Annotated in this window: 17 protein-coding genes; 15 read left to right on the forward strand and 2 right to left on the reverse strand. The window is 66.5% G+C overall.

What is annotated here, in order from left to right; genetic code table 11:
- The 14 genes from NMQ16_RS14355 to NMQ16_RS14420 all read left to right on the forward strand — a co-directional run.
- Nucleotides 1-563: DNA polymerase III subunit gamma/tau C-terminal domain-containing protein (locus NMQ16_RS14355; RefSeq protein WP_306441844.1), on the forward strand; the 563-nt coding region annotated here is incomplete at its 5' end.
- Between the two features lie 10 nt (nt 564-573).
- Nucleotides 574-897, forward strand: a complete 324-nt coding sequence (locus tag NMQ16_RS14360) for a YbaB/EbfC family nucleoid-associated protein (protein WP_069037841.1) — start codon at nt 574-576, stop codon at nt 895-897.
- Between the two features lie 16 nt (nt 898-913).
- Nucleotides 914-1,507, forward strand: a complete 594-nt coding sequence (gene recR / locus NMQ16_RS14365; protein ID WP_257081519.1) for a recombination mediator RecR — start codon at nt 914-916, stop codon at nt 1,505-1,507.
- Complete coding sequence (locus tag NMQ16_RS14370) at nt 1,504-2,718, forward strand: CaiB/BaiF CoA-transferase family protein (protein WP_257081520.1); 1,215 nt, start codon at nt 1,504-1,506, stop codon at nt 2,716-2,718. The genes recR and NMQ16_RS14370 overlap by 4 nt, the downstream gene beginning before the upstream one ends.
- Before the next feature lie 133 nt (nt 2,719-2,851).
- Nucleotides 2,852-3,460, forward strand: a complete 609-nt coding sequence (gene petA / locus NMQ16_RS14375) for a ubiquinol-cytochrome c reductase iron-sulfur subunit (RefSeq protein ID WP_257081522.1) — start codon at nt 2,852-2,854, stop codon at nt 3,458-3,460.
- A 3-nt stretch (nt 3,461-3,463) separates the two neighbouring features.
- Complete coding sequence (locus NMQ16_RS14380) at nt 3,464-4,747, forward strand: cytochrome bc complex cytochrome b subunit (RefSeq protein WP_069037837.1); 1,284 nt, start codon at nt 3,464-3,466, stop codon at nt 4,745-4,747.
- Between the two features lie 14 nt (nt 4,748-4,761).
- On the forward strand, nt 4,762-5,520 hold the full coding sequence (locus NMQ16_RS14385; RefSeq protein WP_257081523.1) for a cytochrome c1: 759 nt from the start codon (nt 4,762-4,764) through the stop codon (nt 5,518-5,520).
- Between the two features lie 106 nt (nt 5,521-5,626).
- Nucleotides 5,627-6,223 carry a glutathione S-transferase N-terminal domain-containing protein gene (locus tag NMQ16_RS14390; RefSeq protein WP_069040414.1) on the forward strand — a complete coding sequence of 199 codons (597 nt, stop codon included), beginning with the start codon at nt 5,627-5,629 and terminating at the stop codon, nt 6,221-6,223.
- Nucleotides 6,224-6,250: 27 nt separating this feature from the next.
- The gene (locus NMQ16_RS14395) at nt 6,251-6,688 is read left to right on the forward strand and encodes a ClpXP protease specificity-enhancing factor (RefSeq protein WP_069037835.1); all 438 of its coding nucleotides are present in this window, start codon (nt 6,251-6,253) and stop codon (nt 6,686-6,688) included.
- A 151-nt stretch (nt 6,689-6,839) separates the two neighbouring features.
- The gene (locus tag NMQ16_RS14400; RefSeq protein ID WP_257081525.1) at nt 6,840-7,808 is read left to right on the forward strand and encodes an acetyl-CoA carboxylase carboxyltransferase subunit alpha; all 969 of its coding nucleotides are present in this window, start codon (nt 6,840-6,842) and stop codon (nt 7,806-7,808) included.
- Nucleotides 7,777-9,141 carry a tRNA lysidine(34) synthetase TilS gene (tilS, locus tag NMQ16_RS14405; RefSeq protein ID WP_257081526.1) on the forward strand — a complete coding sequence of 455 codons (1,365 nt, stop codon included), beginning with the start codon at nt 7,777-7,779 and terminating at the stop codon, nt 9,139-9,141. Before NMQ16_RS14400 ends, tilS begins: the two co-directional genes overlap by 32 nt.
- Before the next feature lie 106 nt (nt 9,142-9,247).
- A complete protein-coding gene (locus NMQ16_RS14410; RefSeq protein WP_257081527.1) occupies nt 9,248-9,943 on the forward strand; it encodes a CAAX prenyl protease-related protein in 696 nt (231 codons plus the stop codon).
- 66 nt (nt 9,944-10,009) lie between these two features.
- The gene (locus tag NMQ16_RS14415; RefSeq protein WP_257081528.1) at nt 10,010-10,732 is read left to right on the forward strand and encodes a transglutaminase-like cysteine peptidase; all 723 of its coding nucleotides are present in this window, start codon (nt 10,010-10,012) and stop codon (nt 10,730-10,732) included.
- Nucleotides 10,732-12,660, forward strand: coding sequence for an EAL domain-containing protein (locus tag NMQ16_RS14420; protein WP_257081529.1), 1,929 nt, complete (start codon nt 10,732-10,734; stop codon nt 12,658-12,660). The genes NMQ16_RS14415 and NMQ16_RS14420 overlap by 1 nt, the downstream gene beginning before the upstream one ends.
- Before the next feature lie 34 nt (nt 12,661-12,694).
- Here NMQ16_RS14420 and NMQ16_RS14425 read toward each other — a convergent pair whose 3' ends face one another.
- Entirely contained in the window at nt 12,695-13,390 is a 696-nt protein-coding gene (locus tag NMQ16_RS14425; protein ID WP_257081530.1) for a hypothetical protein, read from the reverse strand.
- Between the two features lie 206 nt (nt 13,391-13,596).
- Nucleotides 13,597-14,460: a hypothetical protein gene (locus NMQ16_RS14430; RefSeq protein ID WP_257081531.1), complete on the reverse strand. Its 864-nt coding sequence runs from the start codon at nt 14,458-14,460 to the stop codon at nt 13,597-13,599.
- A gap of 377 nt (nt 14,461-14,837) precedes the next feature.
- Here NMQ16_RS14430 and NMQ16_RS14435 point away from each other — a divergent pair, with 377 nt between their 5' ends.
- Nucleotides 14,838-19,919: an alpha-2-macroglobulin gene (locus tag NMQ16_RS14435; RefSeq protein ID WP_257081532.1), complete on the forward strand. Its 5,082-nt coding sequence runs from the start codon at nt 14,838-14,840 to the stop codon at nt 19,917-19,919.
- The last annotated feature ends 18 nt before the right edge of the window (nt 19,920-19,937 follow it).

A 19,937-nucleotide genomic window follows, 5' to 3' on the forward strand; every position in this document is an offset into this window, starting at 1 on the left:
CCCGCGCCAGCGCGCCGCTGCCGCCGGTCGTTGCGCCAGCGCCAGCCGTCGCGCCCGTGCCGGTCGAGCGCGAACCGCTCGCGCGGGTATCGGCGTCGCCGCGCATTGAGGCACCTTCCACGTTTCCGTCCGATGTGGTGCCTTCGCCCACGCCGGCAGAAGTCCAGGCCGTCGGTGCGGTGCTGCATTCCAACGATGACTGGCACGCACTGGTCGACCGGCTCGACATCGTTGCACTGACGCGCCAGCTCGCGCACCAGTGCGAATGGCTGGGCAGCGACGGCGGACGCATCCGCCTGCGCCTGCCGCGCGAGATGGCGCATCTGGTCAGCAGTGCGCAGGACAAGTTGCGCGCCGCTGTGCAGGCTGCGCTCGGCGTGCCCGTGCAACTGCAGTTCGAACATGGCGCCCCGGTGTCGCAGACCGTGGCGCAGCGACTGTCCGCCGAACAGCAGGCGCGCGAGCAGCAGGCGCGCGAGGCGATGCGGAACGACCCCTTCGTTCAGCAGGTCATTGAACAGTTCGATGCCCGGCTGATCGAAGACTCGATAAAACCACTTTGAGGATCGCACCATGATGAAAGGTGGCATCGGTGGCCTGATGAAACAGGCCCAGCAGATGCAGGAAAACATGAAGAAGATGCAGGACCAGCTGGCGACCGTCGAGGTCGAGGGCCAGTCCGGTGCCGGCATGGTGAAGGTTGTCATGACGTGCAAGCACGACGTGCGTCGCGTCAGCATCGATCCGTCCGTCATGGATGACCGCGAAATGCTTGAAGACCTGCTGGCCGCAGCGGTGAACGACGCCGTGCGTCGGGTCGAGGCGACCACGGCAGAGAAGATGGCCGGCTTCACGTCCGGCCTGAACCTGCCGCCCGGCTTCAAGCTGCCGTTCTGATTCCCGTACTGCGCGGATGACGCCGGGTGTACTCGAGGAGCTGGTGAACGCACTGCGATGCCTGCCATCGGTCGGCCCGAAAAGTGCGCAGCGCATGGCGTTTCACCTGTTGCAGCGCGATCGGCAGGGCGCCGAAAAGCTGGCCCGCGCACTCGGCCAGGCGCTCACCCGGCTGCACAACTGTGTGCGCTGCAATACCTTCACCGAACTCGAGGTGTGCGAGCGCTGTGCCTCGCCGCGCCGCGACGCGTCGCTGCTGTGCGTCGTCGAAAGCCCGGCCGACATGCTGATGATGGAGCAGACGCAGAGCTATGCCGGCCTGTATTACTGCCTGATGGGGCGCATCGCGCCGCTGGAAGGTGTCGGCCCGCGCGAACTGCGTCTCGAGCGCCTGCTTGAACGCGCGGCCGATCCGCAGGTGACCGAAGTCATTCTGGCCACCAATTTCACCAATGAAGGCGAAGCCACCGCGCACTATCTCGGCGAAATGCTTCGTGCTCGCGGTCTTGCGGTGAGCCGCATCGCGCGTGGCCTGCCGGTCGGCGGCGAACTCGAACACACCGACATCGGCACCATCGCCCAGGCGCTGTCGGAGCGCCGGCCCGCATGAGCGATCCGGCTGTCAGACCGCTGTCCGGCCTGAAAGTGGTCGAACTGGGCACCTTGATCGCCGGCCCGTTCGCGTCACGCATTCTGGCCGAATTCGGGGCGGAAGTTGTCAAGATCGAGTCGCCCGATGGCGGCGATCCGCTGCGCAAGTGGCGCCTGCTTTACGAAGGCACGTCGCTGTGGTGGTTCGTGCAGGCGCGCAACAAGAAGTCGGTCACGCTCAACCTGAAGCACCCGGACGGTCTCGACGTGCTGCGTCGCCTGCTGGCGGACGCCGACGTACTGGTCGAAAACTTCCGTCCCGGCGTGCTGGACAAGCTCGGCCTGCCGGAAGCCGCGCTGCGCGAACTCAATCCTTCGCTGGTGATCGTCCGTCTGTCGGGTTTCGGCCAGACCGGCCCGATGGCCGAACAGCCAGGTTTCGGCGCCATCGGCGAATCGATGGGAGGCCTGCGATTCATCACCGGCTTTCCGGATCGACCGCCGGTCAAGGTCGGTATCTCAATCGGAGATTCGATCGCCGCGCTGTGGGGCGTCATCGGCGCGCTGATGGCATTGCGCCACCGCGATGCCACCGGCGGGCGCGGAGCAGGGCAGGGCCAGACCGTTGATGTCGCCCTGTATGAAGCCGTTTTCGCGATGATGGAAAGCATGTTGCCGGAGTTCGACGTGTTCGGCTTCATCCGCGGCCGTACCGGCAACATCATGCCCGGCATCACGCCATCGAACACCCACACGGCACGTGACGGCCGCCACATCATCATCGGCGGCAACGGCGACGCGATCTTCAAGCGCCTGATGGGGGCTGTTGGTCGCGCCGATCTCGCTGCCGACCCTTCGCTCGCCGACAACGCCGGCCGCGATGCGCGACGCGATGAGGTCTATGCACTGATCGACGCCTGGGTGGCCGAGCGCGATGGCGACGAAGTGCTGCGCTTACTGGGCGAAGCCGACGTACCGGTCAGCCGGGTGTATTCGATCGAGGACATCGTCGCCGATCCGCAGTATCTCGCGCGCGCAATGTTCGAAACGCTGGAACTGCCGGACGGACGACCATTCAAAGCGCCAGCGGTCGTACCTCGGCTGTCGGAGACGCCCGGGGGTACCGACTGGATCGGTCCGGAGCTCGGAGCACACACCGACGAGGTGCTCGCCGGACTTGGCATCGACCCGACGCGCATTGCGCGCATGCGCGAACAGGGCACGCTATGAGCCAGTGCGCCGCACGACAGGGTTGCATCGCACGGTTCCGGGGCACGGAAAGGTTGTCGGGGGTTTAAAGCAGTAGTCGCTTGGGGGTATAATCGCAGGTTGCGCAGAATCAATTGTTTCGACGGGGTGAAGCATGAGTGGCAATGAGAAAAAAATGGATTGCGGGCGCCGCAATCTGCTCGTGGCAACCGCCTGTGCGGGTGGCGTTGCAGGACTTGCAGTCGCAGTTCCCTTTCTGACCAGTCTGGCTCCTTCGGAACGCGCGAAAGCCGCAGGCGCTCCGGTCGAGGTGGATGTGTCCAAACTCGCTCCGGGCGAAATGACGACCGTCGAGTGGCAGGGCAAACCGGTCTGGATCCTGCGTCGCACGCCGGAACAGCTCGAAGCCCTCACGAAGATCGAGGAAAAGCTGGCGGATCCCAAATCGGAACGCAACCCGTCCGAATTCACTCCCGAATACGCCCGCAACGTGCAGCGCGCCCGCGAAGATCGCGCCGAGTTCGCGGTGCTCGTAGCGATCTGTACCCACCTCGGCTGTTCGCCTTCGGGCCCGTTCGCATCGGGTTCCAACGCGCAGCTCGGCGACGTTGCCGGATTCGTGTGCCCCTGCCACGGCTCCAGCTTCGACCTCGCGGGTCGTGTATTCAAGGCAATGCCGGCGCCGGACAACCTCGCGGTGCCGCCGTACATGTTTCTGTCCGACAGCCGAATCCTGGTCGGCCAGGACACCAAGGAGGGTTGAGCGATGGCAGGCGAAAAGGTTGTAACGACTACCGGCCTGCTGGGCTGGATCGACCAGCGTTTCCCGCTGACGTCGATGTACAAGGAACATCTGGCGGAGTACTACGCGCCGAAAAACTTCAACTTCTGGTACTTCTTCGGTTCGCTCGCACTGCTCGTGCTGGTGATCCAGGTCGTCACCGGCATCTTCCTGGTGATGCACTTCAAGCCTGACGCATCGTTGAATGCATCGGGTGTTCCGGTGGCCTTCGCCAGTGTCGAATACATCATGCGCGACGTGCCATGGGGCTGGATGATCCGCTACATGCACTCGACGGGGGCTTCGGCGTTCTTCGTCGTGGTCTATCTGCACATGTTCCGCGGGCTGATGTACGGCTCGTACCGCAAGCCGCGCGAACTGGTGTGGATCTTCGGTTGCGCCATCTTCCTGCTGCTGATGGCGGAAGCCTTTATGGGCTACCTGCTGCCCTGGGGACAGATGTCGTACTGGGGCGCCCAGGTCATCATCAACCTGTTCTCGGCCATCCCGGTCATCGGCAACGACCTGTCGATCTGGCTGCGTGGCGACTACGTGATCGGTGATGCGACGCTGAACCGCTTCTTCTCGTTCCATGTGATCGCCGTGCCGCTGGTGCTGATCGGTCTCGTTGCCGCGCACATCATCGCGCTGCACGAAGTCGGTTCGAACAACCCGGATGGTGTGGACATCAAGAAGCACAAGGACCCCAAGACAGGCATTCCGCTCGACGGCATTCCGTTCCACCCGTACTACACGGTGAAGGACATCGTCGGTGTCGTGGTCTTCCTGATCTGCTTCTCTGCGGTCGTGTTCTTCGCGCCCGAGTTCGGCGGCTACTTCCTGGAATACAACAACTTCATTCCGGCCGACCCGCTGAAGACGCCGTCGCACATCGCGCCGGTGTGGTACTTCACGCCGTTCTATTCGATCCTGCGCGCCAACACGGTGAATTTCTTCTGGATCGACGCGAAGCTGTGGGGCGTGATCTTCATGGGCCTGTCCGTGATGATCTTCTTCCTGCTGCCTTGGCTCGATCGCTCGCCTGTGAAGTCGATCCGCTATCGCGGCCCGATCTACAAGGCGGCGCTGACCATCTTCATCATTGCCTTCCTGATCCTGGGTTATCTGGGCGTGCAGGCACCGACGCCGATGGGCACGCTGGTGTCGCAGATCTGCACGATCATCTACTTCCTGTTCTTCATCGCGATGCCCTGGTACACCGCGATCGACAAGACGAAGCCCGTACCTGATCGCGTGACCGGACACTGAAAGCCAGACAGATCATGAAACAACTCAAAAACCTGTTTCTGGGCGCCCTGTTCGCCCCCTTGGTTGCGATGGCCGCAGGCGGTCACGTACAGCTCGATCGCGCACCGACCGAGAAATTCCGTGATGCCCTCGCGATCCAGCGCGGCGCGCAGATGTTCGTCAATTATTGCCTGAACTGCCACTCGGCCTCGTACATGCGCTACAACCGCATGAACGACGTCGGTCTGACAGACGAGCAGATCAAGGACAACCTGCTGTTCGCCGCCGACAAGGTCGGTGAAACGATGCGCGTCGGCATGACGCGCGCCGACGGCATCAAGTGGTTCGGTGCAGCACCGCCCGACCTGAGCGTGGTCGCACGCTCGCGCGCCTCGGGTGATGGCAGCGGCGCAGACTGGCTCTACACCTACCTGCGGGGCTTCTATCGCGACGACGCCCGCCCGACCGGCTGGAACAACACGGCCTTCGCCAACGTCGGCATGCCGCACGTCCTGTACGAACTGCAGGGCGAGCAGACTGCGAAGCACGTGAAGGTGTCCGATGGTCACGGTGGCGAAGTCGATTCGCTGCAGATCGAACTGACGAAGCCGGGCAAACTCAGCAAGACCGAGTACGATTCGGCGATCGGCGATCTGGTTGCCTATCTTGTTTTCATGGCGGAACCTGGTGCCGAAAAGCGTCGCCAGACCGGCCTGCTCGTCATCCTCGGTCTTTCCGTCCTGCTCACGCTGGCATACCTGCTCAAGCGCGAGTACTGGAAAGACGTCCATTAATCAAATACGCCCGAAAGTCATGCAAGCTCTCGGTCATCGCGAAGCGACCCCATCACGCGTCCGTCGCGTGGTGCGGGATGCCGAGTACTCCTGGGGTGTCAACACGATGATGAATCTGTACTCGGGGACCACCGATCCCTTTTCCCATCGCTGCCGTATTGTCCTCTACGAAAAAGGCATGGACTTCCAGGTCATCGATGTCGACCTGTACAACAAGCCGGAAGACATTGCGGTCATCAATCCATACAACCGCGTGCCGGTGCTGGTTGATCGCGACCTCATCCTGTACGACTCCAACATCATCAATGAGTACATTGACGAGCGCTTTCCGCACCCGCAACTGATGCCGCCGGACCCGATCATGCGGGCCCGCGCGCGTCAGCTTCTGCACACGGTCGAGAACGAACTGTTCTCGCACATCGAGCCGCTGGAAAAGAATGCACGTACGGCTGACAAGTCGCGCGTGCACCTGCGCGATCGTCTGACCGAGCTCACGGCGATCTTCGCCAAGCAGAAGTACATGCTGGGCGAGGAATTTTCCATGCTGGACGTTGCCATTGCTCCATTACTATGGCGACTTGACCACTACGGTATCGAACTTCCAAAGTCTGCCGCGCCTCTGATGAAGTACGCTGAACGTATCTTTTCCCGCCAGGGGTTCATCGATGCGCTCACGCCGTCCGAAAAAGTGATGCGTCGCTAGGCTGTCCGGAGTATTCGTTCAAACTGCATGGATGTGATGAGTTCCGTTTCGACCAAGCCCTATCTGCTCCGTGCACTGTTCGACTGGTGTGCGGACCAGGGGCTCACGCCTTACATCGCGGTCGTCGTAGACGAACGCGCGGGCGTTCCACGCCAGTACGTCAAGGATGGCCAGATCATCCTGAACATCGGGCGAGAAGCGGTTCATCAACTGGTCATGGGCAACGAACTGATCACCTGCTCGGCACGTTTCGGCGGAGTCGCGCAGGAATTGACCATCCCGATTGATTGTGTCGCTGCGATCTATGCGCGCGAAAACGGTCACGGCATGGCATTCGAGGTCACGCCGGGTCAGACTGTTCGCGCGGATGTCGCGCCGGCGGCTGCATCCGAGCGCAGCGAGCAGCCCGTGCTCACCACACCGGACAAGCCGGCCGGCCGGTCGCATCTCCGCCGCATCAAGTAGCACGCGTTTCCGCGCTGCGGCCTCGCGGCGCGCGCTCTGACCGCTGAGGCGCCCTCTCTCGAGCACCCGGATTCCGGTAGGCGCATTGCCGACCGAACAGCCGGCGTACGCGGTAAAATCGCGTTCCTTTCCGTTTCAGTCCACTCCGCCGATGAAAACCACCTTTCTCGATTTTGAACAGCCGATCGCCGAACTTGAGGCGAAAATCGAGGAGTTGCGTTTCGTGCAGGACGATTCTGCGGTCGATATCTCGGAAGAGATCGCCCGGCTCGAAGCAAAGAGCCAGTCGCTCACCAAGGACATCTACGCCAAGCTCACGCCGTGGCAGATCGCCCAGGTGGCGCGCCATCCGCAGCGTCCGTATTCGCTCGATTACTTCCGCCTGATGTTCACCGAGTTCCAGGAACTGCATGGTGATCGCTCGTTCGCCGATGACCATGCCATCGTCGGCGGCATCGCCCGCTTCAACGGCCACGCCTGCATGGTGATCGGTCATCAGAAGGGGCGCGATACGAAGGAAAAGATCCATCGCAATTTCGGCATGCCGCGTCCCGAGGGTTACCGCAAGGCGCTGCGCCTGATGAAGCTGGCCGAGAAATTCGGCATGCCGGTGTTTACCTTCATCGACACGCCGGGCGCCTACCCGGGGATCGACGCCGAAGAACGCGGCCAGTCCGAAGCCATCGGCCACAACCTCTACGCCATGGCCGAACTGCGCGTACCCATCATTGCCACCATCATCGGCGAGGGTGGTTCCGGCGGCGCACTGGCGATTGCCGTGGCCGACACCTTGATGATGCTGCAGTACTCGACCTATTCGGTCATTTCACCGGAAGGCTGTGCGTCCATCCTGTGGAAAAGCGCCGACAAGGCGGCCGACGCCGCCGAAATCATGGGCATCACGGCGTCGCGCCTGAAAACCCTGGGGCTGATCGACAAGGTCGTGAATGAACCGGCAGGTGGCGGTCACCGCGACCACGCCACGGTTGCCGCGTCGCTCAAGCGCGCACTGGCCGAAGCGCAGCGCCAGCTTGCCGATCTCACCCCGACCCAGCTGGTGGAGCGCCGCATCGAGCGACTGATGTCTTATGGCAAATTCAAGGAGCAGGCTGTCGCCTGACCTGTCCGGCCCGATTGCCGCCGCGCTCGCGGCGCATTGCACCGACGGCAGCCGACTGTTGCTCGGCTACAGCGGCGGACTCGATTCAACCGCACTGCTGCACGGCCTGGCGTTGTTGCGTGCGCAGCACGGCTGGCAGCTCGAATGTGCCCATGTCCACCACGGCCTCAGTCCGAACGCCGATCGCTGGGCGGATTTCTGCGCCGCGCAGTGCCGGGTGCTAGATCTTCCGCTCAGCGTGCTGCGCGTAGAGGTGTCGCGTGTATCGCCGGACGGTCTCGAATGTGCCGCACGCGACGCGCGCTATGCGGCGCTGCATGCGCATGCGCGTGATCGCGGCCTCGACACGCTGCTGACCGCCCACCACGCCGACGATCAGGCGGAAACGCTGTTGCACAACATGGTACGCGGCGCCGGTCTGCTCGGACTGGCCGGCATGCCCGCCTGGCGCGCCGCCGACGCCGAACACGTCGCCACGCTGCGGCCGCTGCTGGGCGTGCCGCGCAGCGCGCTCGAAGCCCATGCACAGGCGCACGGCCTGAACTGGATCGACGACGAATCCAATGCCGACACCCGTTACGCCCGCAATTACCTGCGCCGCGACGTGCTGCCGGTGCTGGCCGCGCGCTGGCCGCGGGCGCCCGAGGCGATGGCCGGCGTCGCGCGACGTCTGGCCGAAGCGCAGACCCTGCTCGACGAACTTGCCGCGCGCGATGCCGAAGCCATCGCCGAAGCCGCGCAGTGGGGCCGCTGCTACCGGCTCGATGGGCTGATCGCGCTCGATGCCGCGCGCCAGCGCAATCTGCTGCGCTGGCTGCTCCGGCAGCATGGTGCGCGCACATTGCCCAATGAATCCTGGCTGGACGAGTGGCGACGCCAACTCGCCGCCGCACAGGCAACCTCGGCCTGTCCGATGGCGCACGCCGGTGTGGCAGGCATCAGTCATCGCGGCGCGCTGTGGCTGATGCCGGATTTCGATCCACCTGCAGAGCAGAGGTGGTCGGGGGAACCGATGCAGGTCTGGGGTGCCGGCCAGATCCGGTTCGAACCGGTCAGCGGGCAGGGGCTTTCAGGGTCGGTCGTTGCGCAAGCGTGTGTCACTGTGCGCGCCCGAGCGCCCGGCGACCGTCTGCCGCGTGGCCCGGGGCGGCCGCGTGCCGGCGTCAAGCAGATCGCGCAGGAGTGCGGCCTGCCACCCTGGTTGCGCGATCGCGTACCCATCGTGTGCATCGACGGGCATCCGGCCTGGATGCCCGGTTGCGACATCGCGCCGCCGTTCGTTGCGGCCGCCGACGAAGCCGGCTGGTTGCCGCGCTGGTATCCGGCCGGCTGACCGACGTTCCGATATCGGCCCACCGTGCCTTGCTGCCACGTGACTGTCGCACGGCGGCCTTATCATGCGCTGTCCCGAAACCGGCCCGTCGCGTCATCCTTCCGACATGAGTTCCACGATCACACCGCGCCGTGCCGCGCTGGCGCGCATCCTGCCGTTCGCGCTCTACATACTGTTTCTCATCATCGCCGCACCGCTCGCCGGCGCGCTCGGTGTCGACGCGCGCTGGATGTATGCACTGCAGATCGCCTGCGTGATTGCTTCATTGGCAGTGTTCAGCCGCGACTACATCGAGCTGCGCCCAGCCGTGCCGGCTGCACCGTCACGGCTGTCCGGCATGTCTGCGTGGCTGGTTGCCGTCGCGCTGGGCGTCGCCGTCTGGGCGTTGTGGATCTGGCTCGATTTCCCCCCATTCGCATTCAAACCGGGCGAAGGCTACAAACCGCTCGACGAGGCTGGCGCGCTGATCGTGACGCTGGTCATCATCCGCATTTTCGGTGCTGCGGTCGTCGTGCCCATCATGGAAGAGCTGTTCTGGCGCTCCTTCATCATGCGCTGGCTCGACTACCCGAACTTCCTGACCATCGCAGCACAATCGATAACGCTGCGCAGCGTACTGTTCAGTTCGATCGCGTTCGGCTTCGAACACGGCCAATGGGCGGCCGGCATCGTCGCAGGCCTGGTCTATGGCGGACTGTATCGCGCCACCGGACGCCTGTGGTTGCCCATCGTTTCGCATGGCGTGACCAACCTGCTGCTCGGCCTGTGGGTCATCCATTCCGGTCAGTGGCAATTCTGGTGACACACGCCGTGTCAAGCCGGGCCGCCTTGCGACCGTTAAAGGAGAACTGTCCCTGGATGTTCCCGGATGCCGGCCACCTCACACCCGCCCAGACTGCTGTCGCGCCGCCTGCCTTGCGTACGGCGCTGGGTGGCGCGCGCGCTCGTGGCCATCACGGCAGTTGCAGCGGCACAGGCCACGGCCTTCACCTACGAAGGTTACCTGCTCGCCGTGCGCGCTGAACTGCAGCAGCGCATGGACGCACGATTCGGCAGCAAGGCTGGCCCGCGCATGGCTGAACTGGCCGAGTCGCTGAACACCGCCGGTCACATCGCCGAAGAAGCGCTGCGCGTCGAGCGCATCAACCAGATCGCCAACCGCGCGCGTTACGTGACCGATCCGGTGCTCTGGAAATCGGAAGACTACTGGGCCACGCCGGTCGAATTCGCTGCGGTCGCCGCCGGCGATTGCGAAGACTACGCGCTCACCAAATACTTCGCGCTGCGCGAACTGGGCATGCCGGCCGACAAGCTGCGCATCACCTATGTGCGTCTGCTGCGCGAGGGCCGTCTGGAAAACCACATGGTGCTCGCCTATTACCCGGAACCCGGCGCCGAGCCCTGGGTGATGGACAACCTCGAAAAGCGCTTCATGCCGGCGGCCGAGCGGCCCGACCTGACGCCCGTGTACAGCTTCAACGATGACCGCGTCTGGAAGGTGCAGGGCGGTGGCGACCGCGAACTGGGCTCGCCGCAGCAGCTGCGCAAGTGGCGCGAATTGCTCGACCGTGTGCGTGCGGAGGTGAAATGATGAACAGCTTGCGCGTGCGTCTGCTGGCCGCGTTGCTCGGCGTCGGTGTGGCGGCTTTCGTCGCGGCACTGCTGACGGCGCTGTGGGTGTCGCGCGACCGCGTCGAAGCGCAGATGGCGAGCCAGGCGCAGTCGATCGCGCTGTCGCTGACCGTCGCGCTGACCGCCGGGGGCGAGCCGTCGCTGCAGAATGCCGAAAGTCTGGTCGAGCCGGTGTTCGACCAGAGCTATCTGCGGCGCATCGCCGTGCGTGATGCACAGCAGCGCATCGTTGCCAGCCGCGAAGCGCCGGCCCGGCTCGCCGGTGGCGCGCCGCAGTGGTTCGTCGACCTGCTGCCGCTGGCGTCCGGCGCCCAGACGGCCGACATCATGTCCGGCTGGCGCATCGCCGGCAGCGTTCTGGTCGAGCCGCATCCGCACTGGGCCTACCTTCAGTTGTGGACGGTCGCGCAGACCCTGCTGGTCTGGATGGGCGGCGGGCTGGCTGTGGCCGGCGCGCTCGGCCTCGCTGCATTGCGCTGGGGGTTGAGGCCGCTGCGCCGCGTTCAGCGCTCGGCCGTTGCGGCCGCTTCGCGCAAATTCATGCCGATCGATGAAGCCCGCATGCCGACCGAACTGCAGCCGCTGGTCGGCGCCTTCAACCGCATGCTGGGTGCGCTGGCGCAGGCGCTCGATGCCGAATCGACCCGCGCCGAACGCTTCCGCGACCAGGCGCTGGTCGATGAACTGACCGGGCTGGCAAACCGCCGCGGCTTCCGCGCAGCCCTCGAAGCGCGCATCGAAGCCGGTCAGCGCAGCGGCTGGCTTGCGCTGTTGCGCATCGACGGGCTGGAAGACCTGAACAACCGCTTCGGCCGGCAGACGGTTGATGATCTGCTGACCGAATCAGCCCAGTACATTCGCGACGCGGCGAAGGGCGGCCTGTGCGGTCGGGTCGAAGGCGCCAGCTTCGCACTGCTCGTCGATGCCGCCGAAGCACCGGCGCAACAGCTGCTCGGCGCACTGCGCGCGCGCCTGAATGGCCTGGCACGTGCCGCCGGTAACGATGATCCGGGCGGCTGGCGGGGCGGCGCTGCCGACTGTGGCAGCGACGGCGACGCGGCGCGCTGGCTGGCCGCAGCCGATCGCGCGCTGCACCTGTGGCTGCCGGGCGACACGCAGGAGTTTCCGCTGGCGCATGCACAGGACATCGAATCGGCAGGTGCTGCGGTGCGCGGCACCGTGCGTGACCTGATTGGGCAGGGGCGCATCGCGTTCGCGTCGCAGGCCACCCGCGTGCTCGATGCCGGTGGCGCCGCCGGCGCGCTGCATGTCGAGTTGCGCGCTGCACTCGACGCCGGCGACCGCCTGATCCGCGCCGCCGAATACATGACCTACGCCGGCGAAGCGCGCGTATCGGCCGCGCTTGACAGCGCTTGCCTGATGCGCGCGCTCGAACATGCTCAGGCGCGACGCGATGGTCTGGCGACGGTGGTGAATGTCAGTGCCGCGGCGCTCATCGATCCCGACATCCTGCGCTGGGTCGGCGGCTACAGGCACGACGCGCGTCGCGGCAGTTTCATCCTCGAGTTTTCCGAAGTCGCCCTGCTCGGCGACCCCGACGCCGCCGAAGCGTTTGCCCAACTGGCGCAGTCGCGCGGGCTGGCGATCGGCATCAAGCACTTCGGCCTGCACGCCAACGCACTGAGCCTGTTGCGCCGTCTGCGGCCGCAACACGTGAAGTTCTCGGTCACGCTGACGCGCGAAGCCCTGCTCAATCCGGATTCGGGCGCCTACGTGTCCTCGCTGACCGGCATCGCGTCCGCGCTGTCCATCCTGCCGGTCGCAGTGGCAGTGGAACACGCCGAAACCCTGGCCGCGCTGCACGCACTGGGCTTCCGGGGCGTTCAGGGCGAGGCGGTTGCGGCGGAAATCCTGCCGCTGCGCTGACCGTCCGTTTTCGGCGCGAGATCGCCTGCGTGCCTCAGTGCAGTGCCAGTCCGGGACGGCTGGCGGAATCGACCGCCACCAGGTTCAGATGCAGCAGCCGTGCCGGCGCACCGACGCGTTCGCACCGGCGTTCGGCGCCGAACGCACGAAAGCCGAATGCGCGCTGGTAATAGCGCACATGACGCGGATTCACCTCGATCACGGCATCGGTCGCCTCCAGCGACACGCGACCCAGTTGCAGTGCGCGCCGTATCAGTTCGAATGCGAGATCGATGTCCTGTCCGGTGTTCACCAGTGCGTCGCGATCGATGGCGAAGCGTGTGTATTCGATCAGCCGGCAGCCCTGCTCGCGCAAGGCCCCGACGTGTTCCGCGAAGCCGGTTTCGGCGTGCAGCCGCTGTGTCACACCGCAGCGCACCGTCACCGTGCCGACCAGGCGGCCGGCCCAGCGCGCCAGCAAGGTCGTTTCGCCGGTCGTCGATTCGGGTCGCTGCGCCGGATAACCACGCCGGCCGTAACAGTGCTCGACCAGCGCGGCGGCGGCGGCCAGATCAGCCTCGCTGCGGGCGATCGGGAATTCAAAATCAGCGGAGGTCGCGCGTAGCGCGATCTGCGCGCGTGGCGTCGACGCCACGCCCTGGATCAGGGTCAGCCGCGGCGTCGGGCGGGCGAATGGAAACGCATGGAAGCGGTTGTCGTTGGCAGCGTGCTGCAGAACTCGGGGTTTCATCCTGGGGCCTTGTGCGGTGCGACCCGCGCTTTCGCGGGACTGTGTCATTCGGCAAACCGGTCCGCATCCGTGATGCGTGACCTTGCCGAGCCGCAAAGCTAGAGGATCCCCGTTGCAATGGCTTGATCGTCAGGTGACGTTTTTCTTGCCGTGCTGCGTGGTCCTGCGGTGATCCTGTGCCGCAGGACCGGCCTCCTGACGTTCGCCTAATGCAGCGTCGCCGCCACATCCATCCACACCGTGCCGTCGTCGCCTGTGCGCGCATGCAGGCCCATGCTGCCGAGCACGGCAATGATGCGCGTCGCCAGCATGCCCATCTGCAGCGCGCGCGCGTCGCCCTCGACCGCTGCAGCACCCGCAAGCAGGGCAGCGATGCGCGGCCACTCGCGGCCGATCAGCGACGTGTCGAGCCCGGCTTTCAACTCGGGTGCGATATCCGCCGCGCTGCGCTGCAGCCCGGCGAGATAGCCGAGGCTGAACGCCACCGTCTGCATCAGATGCGTCAGCCGCGCCATCGCCAGGCCGGTCAGCGTGTCCAGATCGGCGTCGGTACGGTAGTCGGCGAGGGCGCGCCGACTCGCGTCGGGCAGTTCGTCGAGCAGGCGCAGCAGATGCGGCAACAGCAGATCGGAGCCGGCCGGCAGCGACCAGGCGCTGGCGCGGTTGGCGCGGTATTCGTCCAGCATCAGGCGGGCGATCGGCGCGAATTGCGCGACGAGTGTGTCGCCGGCCGCCTCAACTGCGGGCGCAAGCGCCAGCTCGCCGCGCCACAGTTCGCGATGCAGCGCATGCACCAGTTGCAGCAGTTGCTCAGGCTCGCCCGCCAGCGACTGTTCGACGAACGGTGCCGACAGCGTGATCGTGAATCCGCCCGCGCCGTCCTCGCGCGACAGAGGTGGCGCGGTACCGGCCGAGCCGGTCGCGTCGTCGCGCAGCACCAGCACCCGCAGATGCGCTGGATCGAGACCGCGGTCGCGTTCGTACAGACGGGCCAACAGCACCGACAGGCTGGTGCGCAGCGTTTCTGCACTCGTTTCCGGGCGTGAGCACTGCAATTCGATCAGGGGCATGGCTGAAAGCGGTTGATTTGCGGGCAAAAAATCATAGCTGCAGGTCACGCGGGCGTCCAATCGGATGCGTCAGGTGCGCAGCGCCCGTGTGGGAGCGGCTCCGTCGGAGCGGCAGCCTCTGTGGGCGTGGCGATCCACTGCCGGCCATGCGGGCGGCGAGCCGTGCTCGCCGAACCCCCGCTCCGCCCTCGCCGCGATCGTGCCGCGGCCATCGTTGTGCAGCGTGCGCATCGCGGCGAGGCCGCCGCTCCCACAAAGACTTCGCCGCTTTCACAGGTGCTGCCCCAGGTACAGTCACACCCGGCACGCGATCCGGGGTCGGCGCGCTTGCAACATCGCATGATGATCGCGCGGATCGCGGATAATCGCGGCGGGCGATGACAGACGGAACGGGCACGGTCATGAAGGCAGGCGGCGGCAAGCTTTGGGCGGGATTGTTCGTGCTGGCGGCTGCGGTCGCGGCGGCGCTTTGGTGGCAGACGACGCGCAGCCCTGACGCGCCGATCGCCGCCATCGGCGACGACCCGGACACGCCGTTCGCGGTGCTGCGCTGCGACGCGCGCAGCCGCGAAGCGGGACCGGCGCTGGCGGTCACTTTCAGCCGGCCGCTGGCGCGCAAGCTGCCGCTGGGCGAATTGATGACGGTCACCGATCTGGGTGACAGCGAAACGCGGGAGGCCGGCGGCAAGGTGGTCGGCAACTGGTACCTGGGCGACAACCCGCGCATCGCCTATTTTTCCGGTGTGCTGCCGAAGCGGCGCTACCGCATCGATGTGGCCGTCGGCGTCGCGTCGCGCGCCGGCGATCAGCTCGCCGGCACCCACCAGTGCGAGACGCTGGTCGAAGACATGCCGCCGGCGTTCTTCTTCGCCAGCCGCGGCACCGTACTGCCGGCCGGGCAGAACGGCGGCCTGCCGGTGGTCACCATCAACACGCCCGAAGTCGACGTACAGTTCCTGCGCGTCGAGCCCGCGCAGCTGCCGGCCTTTCTCGACAAGGTGTACGGTATCCGCCGCAGCGCCGACGAGGAGGGCGCGCAGGGCGAAGGCGAAGGTGAGTACGAGGGCGAGTACTACGGCGGTGGCACCGTCGACCTGCGCGGCCGCACCTCCGGCTGGTACATCGACCAGCTGAAGGACCTGTCGTCCAGCGTTTATCTGGGCCGCTTCCAGACCGACGACAAGCGCGACCGCCGGCACGTGAGCTTCCTGCCGGTCGAGCACATCAAGGAGCTGCGCGAGCCGGGCGTGTATGTCGCGGTGATGAATGTGCCGGGCAGCTTTTCCGGCGACTACCAGACCACCTATTTCTACGTCAGCGACATCGGCCTGCACCTGCACCGCAACGGCAGCCGCGTCGATGCCTTCGCCACGTCGCTGCGCTCGGGCGCGGCGCTCGACGGCGTCGAGTTCGAAGTGCTGGACGGCGACGGCAAGCGCGTCGCATCGGTCAAGGCCGAAGGCGACGGCCGCGCCACCTTCGACGCCATACCGGCCGATGCCCGGCTGGTGATCGCGCGTCGCGGGCGCGAGCTGTCGGTCGTGTCGCTGGGCGAGGCCGCGCTCGACCTGTCCGAATTCGACACCGCCGGCCTGCTGCCGACGAACAACAAGCTGTTCGTGTGGAGCGGGCGCGACCTGTACCGGCCGGGCGAAAGCTTCGATGTGTCGGTGCTGGCGCGCGATGCCGACGGCCAACCGGTCGCTGCGCAGCCGCTCAGTGTGCTGCTCAAGCGCCCCGACGGGCGCACCGTCAGTCAGCGCGTGTGGCAGCCCTCGGCCGAACAACCCGGTTACTTCCGCCACACGCTGGCGATTCCCGGTGACGCCCAGACCGGCGCCTGGACACTGGAACTGCGCGCCGATCCCGGGGCAAAACGGCCGGACGCGATCATGCGTTTCAAGGTCGAGGAGTTCCTGCCCGAGCGCATGAAGCTCGCGCTGACCAGTGCGGAGGGGGTGCTGACCGACGGCGAGCCGCTCGACATCGCGGTGCAGGGCGACTACCTGTTCGGCGCGCCGGCCGCCGGCAACCGCCTGCTCGGCGCACTCGCCACCGAGCGCCTGCGCTTTGCGCTGCCGCAGAAGCCCGGCTTCATCTTCGGCGACTTCGCCGACGACGCGCTCAAGGGCCGGCGCGAGCTGGAAGAAACCGCGCTTGACGACAGCGGCGCCGCACAGCTGGCGGTGCCGTACGACCCGGGCACTGCTCGCTCTCCGCTGCGCCTGCGCACCAGCCTGAGCCTGCTCGAATCCGGCGGCCGGCCGGTGGTGCGCTCGCTGGAGCGCGCCTGGTGGCCGGCACCCGCGCTGATCGGCGTGCGTCCGCTGTTCGACGCCGACGTGGCGCGCGAATCGTCGCTGGCCGAATTCGAGGTCAGCCGCTTCCTGCCCGACGGCACGCTGTCCGCGCTCGACAAGGCCAACGTGCGGCTGTTCAAGGAAGAGCGGCAGTACTACTGGCGCTTCGATGACCAGCGCGGCTGGCACTCCGGCTTCAGCGACGCCGACGAACTGGTCGACAGCCGCACCATTGCGCTGAAGACGCAGACCAAGCTCGCCTTCCCGGTCACCTGGGGCAGTTACCGGCTCGAAATCGACGACCCGCAGCACGGCCTGACGATGCGCTACCGCTTCTACGCCGGCTGGGGTGCGCAGGGCGACGAGGCGCTCGGAAACCGGCCCGACCGCGTGCAGATCCGTCTCGAAGGCGAGCCCTTCCGCGCCGGCGACACGGTGAAGGCGCACCTCACGCCGCCGCACGACGGCGAGGCACTGGTGCTGATCGAGGGCGACCGCGTGTTGTGGGCCAGACGCGTCAAGGTGAGCGCCGCCGGCACTGCCATCAATCTGCCGCTGGATGCGAGCTGGAACCGCCATGACCTCTACGTCTCCGTGCTGGCGTTCCGGCCGGGCAGCGAAGGCAGCCGCGTGACACCGGCGCGTGCGCTCGGGCTCGCCCACATTCCGCTGGCGCGCGAAGACCGCCGGCTGAAGGTGGCGCTGGAAGCACCGGCCAAGGTCGAGCCGGAAACGAAAACGACGGTGAAGGTGAAGGTCGACGGCGTGACCGGCCAGCATGCCTGGGTGACGCTGTCGGCGGTCGACCAGGGCATTCTGAACATCACGCAGTTCGCCACGCCCGACCCGCACGGCTATTTCTTCGGCAAGCAACGCTACACCCCGGATCTGCTCGACATCTACGGCCGGCTGATCGAAAAGATGGATGGCACGCGCGGCAAGCTCAAGTGGGGCGGCGATGCCGGCATGCGCGATTCGCAGAGCATGCCGAAGAAGGTGAAGCTGGTCGATCTGTTCTCCGGCCCGGTAAAGCTCGACGACAAGGGCGAGGCGAACATCGCGCTCATGTTGCCGGACTTCAACGGCAGCCTGCGCCTTATGGCCGTTGCCTCCACGCCGGATCGCTTCGGCCGCGGCGAGCGCGAGCTGGTCGTTGCCGCGCCCATCGTGGCCGAACTGTCCACGCCGCGCTTCATCGCGCCGGGTGACCGCGCCACCGTGGCGCTCGAAGTCACCAATCTGACCGACGCGTCGCAGCAGATCCGCCTTGCGCTGGCCGCCGAGTCGCCCGCGCGCATCGCCGACGGCGCCCGCACGCTGACGCTGGCGCCCAGGCAGCGCGAAACCCTGCGTTTCGCCGCCGAGGCGGTCGAAGCCGAAGGGCTTGCGCGACTGACGCTGACGCTCGATGCCACCGGCGGTGTCAAACCCATCCACATCGAGCGCGAAGCCGCGCTTCAGGTCACGCCACCGGTCGCCCTGCAGCGTCAGGTGCGGCGCGTGAAGATCGACGCCGGTGCGCGCCACGTCGTCGATGCATCGGTGCTCGACAGCTTCTGGCCGGCGTCCGCGTCGCTCAACGTGACCGCCGCATCGAGCCCGCCGCTGAACATCCGCGAACAGGTGCGCGGCCTGCTGCGCTATCCGTACGGCTGCGCCGAACAGACGGTCAGTGCCGCCTGGCCGCACGTCATCATCGACGAGGCCTATGCCGCCGAACTGGGCCTGAAGCCGCACACCCGCGCCGAGCGCGCCGTGCTGGTCGAAGCGGCGATCGGCCGGCTGGCCGGCATGCAGGGCACGCAGGGCGGCATGACGATGTGGGGTAGCGGCGGCGAATACGAGTACTGGATCACCGCCTATGTCGCCGGCTTCCTTATCGACGCGCGCGAGGGCGGCTTCACCGTGCCCGAGAATTTCGCCCGGCGCATGCAGGACTGGATGCTGAAGGAATTCCAGCTCGCCCCGTCGCAGATGCGGCGGCTGCCCGTGCGCACGCTTGCCCAGCCTGCCCAGCCCGGCGAGGCTGATCTGGTGCGCGGCGCGCACACGCGCTTCGCCAACGCCGCCCATCTGGGGTATGTGCTGGCGCGCGAGCAGCGCGCGCCGCTCGCGACGCTGCGCCTGTTGCACGACGAACACCGTCAGCTCGCGAAGTCGCCGCTCGCGCTGGCCCACCTGGGTCTGGCGCTGAAGCTCATGGGCGACGAGGCGCGTTCGCGCGTCGCGCTCGACGAAGCGCTCGGCAAGCCGTACGGCCTGATCGGCAATGACAACGAGTACGAATGGCTGGGCGACTACGGCAGCCCGCTGCGCGATCGCGCCATGCTGTACGCGCTGCTGTCGCGCCACGACGTGAAGCTCGACCGCGCCGCCAACCTGCTGTTCGAACTGTCGGCCGACAGCGCGCAGCGGCGCTGGCTGTCCACGCAGGAACAGATCGCGCTCGTCATGGCCGGCCGCGCCGCCGGGCTGGGCGCCGGCAAACCCTGGGCGCTGCAGGTCGAAGGCGGCGAGCGCTACGGCGGCGCCCAGCCGATGATGCTGCCGGTCGACGCCCCGGCCGCGCGGCGCGGCGTCACGCTGGTCAATACCGGTGACGCCCCGCTGTACGTCGAAGTCGAGTCCAGCGGCTACCCGAAGGTCACGCCGCCGCCCGAAAACCGTCTCGGCAGCGTGCAGCGCAGCTGGTTCGACGCCGACGGCCGGCCGTGGGACGGCCGCGCGCTGAAGGTGGGCGATCTCATGCTGGTGCGGGTCGAAGTGAAGCCGACGCGCCGCGCCGACGACGCCCTGCTGGTCGACCGCCTGCCCGCCGGGCTCGAGATCGAGAATCAGAACCTGTCTCAGGGCCCGCAGGCGTCGGAGTTCTCGCTGCAGCTGCCGAACGGCCAGTCGCTGCGCATCGCCGACACGATGACCGACAACCGCGTGAAGCACCGCGAGTTCCGCGACGACCGCTTCGTCGCCGCCCTCAAGCTCGACAGCGCACCGATCAACCTTGTGTATATGGTGAGAGTCGTCAGCCCGGGCCGCTACACCGTGCCGGGCACCTTCATGGAAGACATGTACCGGCCGGAACTGCGCACCGTCGGCGAGCCGGGGCAGGCGGTGGAAGTGGTGGACGTGGCGCCGGTTGCCGGGCGCCGGAGCGAATGAACATGACCGGCGCGCAGT

The sequence above is a fragment of the Methyloversatilis sp. XJ19-49 genome (assembly GCF_024580145.1).
Taxonomy (GTDB): Bacteria; Pseudomonadota; Gammaproteobacteria; order Burkholderiales; family Rhodocyclaceae; genus Methyloversatilis.

What these genes read in the sequence shown, in the direction of transcription:
- NMQ16_RS14395 (WP_069037835.1), top strand. Translation starts at nt 6,251, where the DNA reads ATGGATGTGATGAGTTCCGTTTCGACCAAGCCCTATCTGCTCCGTGCA.
- NMQ16_RS14435 (WP_257081532.1), top strand. Translation starts at nt 14,838, where the DNA reads ATGACAGACGGAACGGGCACGGTCATGAAGGCAGGCGGCGGCAAGCTT.
- NMQ16_RS14380 (WP_069037837.1), top strand. Translation starts at nt 3,464, where the DNA reads ATGGCAGGCGAAAAGGTTGTAACGACTACCGGCCTGCTGGGCTGGATC.
- tilS (WP_257081526.1), top strand. Translation starts at nt 7,777, where the DNA reads ATGGCAAATTCAAGGAGCAGGCTGTCGCCTGACCTGTCCGGCCCGATT.
- NMQ16_RS14430 (WP_257081531.1), bottom strand. Translation starts at nt 14,460, where the DNA reads ATGCCCCTGATCGAATTGCAGTGCTCACGCCCGGAAACGAGTGCAGAA.
- NMQ16_RS14425 (WP_257081530.1), bottom strand. Translation starts at nt 13,390, where the DNA reads ATGAAACCCCGAGTTCTGCAGCACGCTGCCAACGACAACCGCTTCCAT.
- NMQ16_RS14370 (WP_257081520.1), top strand. Translation starts at nt 1,504, where the DNA reads ATGAGCGATCCGGCTGTCAGACCGCTGTCCGGCCTGAAAGTGGTCGAA.
- NMQ16_RS14400 (WP_257081525.1), top strand. Translation starts at nt 6,840, where the DNA reads ATGAAAACCACCTTTCTCGATTTTGAACAGCCGATCGCCGAACTTGAG.
- NMQ16_RS14410 (WP_257081527.1), top strand. Translation starts at nt 9,248, where the DNA reads ATGAGTTCCACGATCACACCGCGCCGTGCCGCGCTGGCGCGCATCCTG.
- NMQ16_RS14390 (WP_069040414.1), top strand. Translation starts at nt 5,627, where the DNA reads ATGATGAATCTGTACTCGGGGACCACCGATCCCTTTTCCCATCGCTGC.
- petA (WP_257081522.1), top strand. Translation starts at nt 2,852, where the DNA reads ATGAGTGGCAATGAGAAAAAAATGGATTGCGGGCGCCGCAATCTGCTC.
- NMQ16_RS14385 (WP_257081523.1), top strand. Translation starts at nt 4,762, where the DNA reads ATGAAACAACTCAAAAACCTGTTTCTGGGCGCCCTGTTCGCCCCCTTG.
- recR (WP_257081519.1), top strand. Translation starts at nt 914, where the DNA reads ATGACGCCGGGTGTACTCGAGGAGCTGGTGAACGCACTGCGATGCCTG.
- NMQ16_RS14360 (WP_069037841.1), top strand. Translation starts at nt 574, where the DNA reads ATGATGAAAGGTGGCATCGGTGGCCTGATGAAACAGGCCCAGCAGATG.
- NMQ16_RS14420 (WP_257081529.1), top strand. Translation starts at nt 10,732, where the DNA reads ATGAACAGCTTGCGCGTGCGTCTGCTGGCCGCGTTGCTCGGCGTCGGT.
- NMQ16_RS14415 (WP_257081528.1), top strand. Translation starts at nt 10,010, where the DNA reads ATGCCGGCCACCTCACACCCGCCCAGACTGCTGTCGCGCCGCCTGCCT.